Raw genomic sequence first — 2,537 nt, 5'->3', positions numbered from 1 at the left:
GGCGGATTCAACCGGTCAACGCAATGGGTGCTGTGAGATGAAGCAGACGTTGATCTCAGGAGGCATCGGTTGCAGGGCAAGCATGGTCATCTCAGTCGTGAGCAGAAGCAGCTCGCGCTCCGTCTCCACTCGAAGGGATGGAGACTCATCGACATCGCTCGCGAGATCGGGTGCACGGCGCCGATGGTCGGCCGCATGGCGAGGGAAGGGCGTCACCTCGACGGGAAACCGTTCGGCTGGGAGCCGCGCGAGGGTCATCTGACGGTCTTCGATCGCGAGGAGATACTCGTGGGTCTCGCCCGCGGTGACACGCTCACTGCGATCGCGCGCAGCCTCGGGCGGGCGGTGTCGACGATCAGCCGCGAGGTCAAGCGGGGCGGCGGACGCGAGGAGTACTCGGCGTGGCGGGCGCATGAGGACGCCCGGGAGCAGGCCCGCAGGCCGAAGCCGTTCAAGCTTGACGGTGGCCGGTTGCTCGAGACCGTGACAGCGCAGTTGAAGCAGCTGTGGTCGCCGCAGGAGATCGCTGCCCGCCTACGGTTGGAGCATCCCGACGACCCGGAGATGCACGTGAGCCACGAGACGATCTATCAGTCCCTGTTCGTACAGGGACGCGGGCAACTGCGCCGAGAACTCGCCCGCTGCCTGAGATCGGGACGCACGGCCAGGAAGGCGCGAACCGCAACGGATCGGCGCGGCCGTCTGCCAGGGATGGTCATGATCAGCGAGCGCCCCGCTGAGGTCGAGGACCGTGCCGTTCCCGGGCATTGGGAAGGCGATCTCATCCTTGGTGAGAACAGCCGTAGCGCCGTCGGAACCCTCGTCGAACGCAGCACCCGCCTCACGCTCCTGCTGCATTTGCCTGATGGGAAGAGTGCAGACAAGGTGGAGGCCGCGATGCGCGAAGCGATCACCGCGCTCCCGTCGTCGCTGGCGCGGACGATCACCTGGGATCAGGGCGCGGAGATGGCCAAGCACCTCGAGTTCACAGCCACAACCGGGATCCCGATCTACTTCTGCGACCCGCACTCCCCGTGGCAGCGGGGCAGCAATGAGAACACCAACGGGTTGCTACGTCAATACCTTCCGAAGAGCACCGATCTGAGCATCGTTAGCCGCGCGGACCTGACCGCGATTCAGGACTCGCTCAACGGCCGACCACGCAAGACGCTCGGATATCTGACACCATCGGAGAAGTTCACGGAACTCGTTGCGACCACCGGTTGAATCCGCCATGTCCCGCTCCGTCTCGAGCTTCAGCTTTTCCGCTTCCAGCCTCGCTTTCTCGGCCTCCAACCGGAGGACCTTCGCCGCCTGGGACTCAGCCCGACCCGGCGCCGGCATCGACGTCGTGCCGGCGGTCGTGGCCCCCGAGCCGTGCTTCTCGACCCACTCCCGCAACGCGCCGCGGGAGATCCCGAGGTCAGCCGCAATGCCCTTCAACGTCGCACCCGGCGTGGACTCGTACAAGTCCACTGCCCGCTGCCGGAACTCGTCCGTGTAGTTCTTCCTAGCCATCCCTTGGATTCTCGCTTCCCCAGCAACGTGCTGGAATCAGCGTGTCCAAGATCTGGGGTCAAGCGCCTGGATCTTGGCGATCGCCTCTGCGCTCGTCGGCGCGTCGATCACTTCGGCGCGAGGCGGCGCAAGCTCAGAATGGGCTGCGGCGGCACGCTCGGACTCGGGAAGGGTGCTCGCTGGGTCCACGTGCTTCACCAGGATTTGCCACATGTGCCAATCGTAAGAGGGCTCTTCGGACATTCGGTGGGGGTAGGGCTCGCCGGGTGAGGTTCGACGGGTAGGGGTCGAGGTCCCCGAGGATCAGAAGCGCTAACCACCTGATCCATTACGAGGACCTCGACGTGCTTCACCCTACTTCGGGGTGCGCTCACGCGCGCTCTGCCACTGACCCGTGTTCCCGCTGCGACCTCCTGCTCGGCCTCGACGGCGTCCATGTCGAGCACGTGGACCGCCGCAACGGACTACTGATCGTGACGGTCTCGAGTCCTGCGGCGCCTGCCGGTTGCCCGTCGTGCGGGACCGTCGCGATCGGCCGTGGACGTCGCCGCCGGCTGCTTCATGACGTGCCCGGCATGACACGGGTGCGAATCGTGTGGCGGCAGCGAGTCTGGCGGTGCGACGAGTCGGGCTGTGCACGACAGACGTTCGTGGAACAGCTGCCGTCTCTTGTCGCCCCGCGTGGGGCACTCACCCGACGCGCGGTCGTCTGGGCAGTCGGTCAGCTGCGTCGCGAACACGCCACGATCGAAGGACTGCGTCGCCAGCTGGGCACGTCGTGGAAGACGGTGTGGCGGGCCGTCGAGCCGGAGCTTGTGAAGCTCGCGGCCGATGAGTCCCGGTTCGAGAACGTGACAACGCTGGGCGTTGACGAGCACATCTGGCATCACGTCGACCCGCGCAAGCGCGGTCCGAAAGAGCTGACCGGGATGGTCGACCTCACCCGCGACAGCACCGGGAAGACGCGGGCCCGGCTGTTGGACCTCGTGCCGGGCAGGTCGGGGAAGGCCTACGCGACC

General features: G+C 66.2%; 3 protein-coding genes and 1 pseudogene. 2 read left to right on the top strand and 2 right to left on the bottom strand.

The features are described 5' to 3' along the window. Positions 1-69 precede the first annotated feature (69 nt). On the top strand, positions 70-1,227 hold the full coding sequence (locus AUV08_RS04965; protein ID WP_061873118.1) for an IS30 family transposase: 1,158 nt from the start codon (positions 70-72) through the stop codon (positions 1,225-1,227). A gap of 6 nt (positions 1,228-1,233) precedes the next feature. Here AUV08_RS04965 and AUV08_RS12175 read toward each other — a convergent pair. Then, positions 1,234-1,518, bottom strand: a pseudogene (locus AUV08_RS12175) (transposase); the annotation flags it as partial. Positions 1,519-1,554: 36 nt separating this feature from the next. After that, positions 1,555-1,731: a hypothetical protein gene (locus tag AUV08_RS11935; protein WP_157571212.1), complete on the bottom strand. Its 177-nt coding sequence runs from the start codon at positions 1,729-1,731 to the stop codon at positions 1,555-1,557. Positions 1,732-2,168: 437 nt separating this feature from the next. On the opposite strand from AUV08_RS11935, the gene AUV08_RS12385 reads away from it, so the two are divergent. Next, on the top strand, positions 2,169-2,537 hold a 369-nt coding region (locus tag AUV08_RS12385; protein ID WP_197463616.1), incomplete at its 3' end, for a transposase family protein.

Source organism: Micrococcus sp. CH7, from assembly GCF_001595485.1.
In the GTDB taxonomy this organism is placed as follows: domain Bacteria; phylum Actinomycetota; class Actinomycetes; order Actinomycetales; family Micrococcaceae; genus Micrococcus; species Micrococcus luteus.
This window is presented reverse-complemented; position numbering and strand designations above follow the sequence as displayed.

Excerpts from the sequence above, each read along its gene's own strand:
- AUV08_RS11935 (WP_157571212.1), bottom strand. The coding sequence starts at position 1,731 with ATGTGGCAAATCCTGGTGAAGCACGTGGACCCAGCGAGCACCCTTCCC.